At 45.1% G+C, this 1,058-nt stretch carries 1 protein-coding gene; it reads left to right on the top strand.

Going from position 1 to position 1,058, the window contains the following annotated elements; translation table 11 throughout:
* Window positions 1-174 precede the first annotated feature (174 nt).
* Window positions 175-1,058: VCBS domain-containing protein (locus Q4546_RS19130; RefSeq protein ID WP_303446853.1), on the top strand; the 884-nt coding region annotated here is incomplete at its 3' end.

Raw genomic sequence — 1,058 nt, 5'->3', positions numbered from 1 at the left:
ACCCCCCCTCGCTGTTCGAGTTCTACTCGAACACGGACTGGGAGTTGCTCTTGATGTGGCACTGGCACTGGCACTGGCACTGGCACTGGCACTGGCACTGGCACTGGCACGAATGAAACCCCAATAGAAATAGCAAGTCAACAATCAGCACCACAATTAAAAGAAGATAATGCAGTGAATACTGCGAGTGGCGTAATGCAAGCTACAGGCACTGATGCTAACCAAGTGTTGTGGAGTACAGACAATGCTCAAGGTAAATATGGTGAGTTAACGTTAAACCAGTTAACTGGCGAATGGCATTACCAACTTGATAATAATAACCAGCAAACAAATGCATTATCTGAAGGGACTCATCAAACAGAACAATTTGTCATTTCGGCAACGGACAGCCAAGGCAATAAAGTGAGCTCGGTCATTGCTGTAGAGGTTGAAGGTAGTAACGATTTACCGCAAATTTCAGGTATACATCATGCTAGTCTCAATGAGTTAGGTTCAATTGATACCGTTTCAGGCAACCTCATAGCTACCGACCCAGATAATGGCGATAGCATCACTTGGTCGGCCTCAAATGGAATAGGTCAATTTGGCCAGCTCGTCATTGATTCAAAATCTGGAGAATGGCAATACGTTCTAGATAATCATTCAGCAACGACTTTAGCCCTACATCAGGGAGAAGTAGCAGTTGAAACTTTCACAGTCACAGCAACTGATAGCTCAGGCACCCCAGTATCCAAACAAGTTACCATTAGTATTAACGGTAGCAATGAAACCGCTCAAATTGGTGGCGTTTCATCGGCTAATCTAACCGAAGATAAAGACGTCCATCAAGGACAACTGCATGTCGATGGCGCCCTCACCGTAACCGATGTAGATTCAGGACAAAACCAATTCCAGGCCACAGTGCAACAAGGTCAATTTGGTACTCTGAGTATCAATAGTTTAGGCCATTGGACTTACACCGCTGATAACTCGCAGCCGACTATTCAAGGCCTGAAAACAGGCGAATCATTAACGGATACTCTCATAGTTCATTCAGTCGATGGCACTGAGCAGAAAGT

Source organism: Shewanella sp. 4_MG-2023 (genome assembly GCF_030548015.1).
Taxonomy (GTDB): domain Bacteria; phylum Pseudomonadota; class Gammaproteobacteria; order Enterobacterales; family Shewanellaceae; genus Shewanella.
The sequence above is the reverse complement of the archived record's forward strand: the minus strand, read 5'-3'. Positions and strand labels throughout refer to the sequence as shown.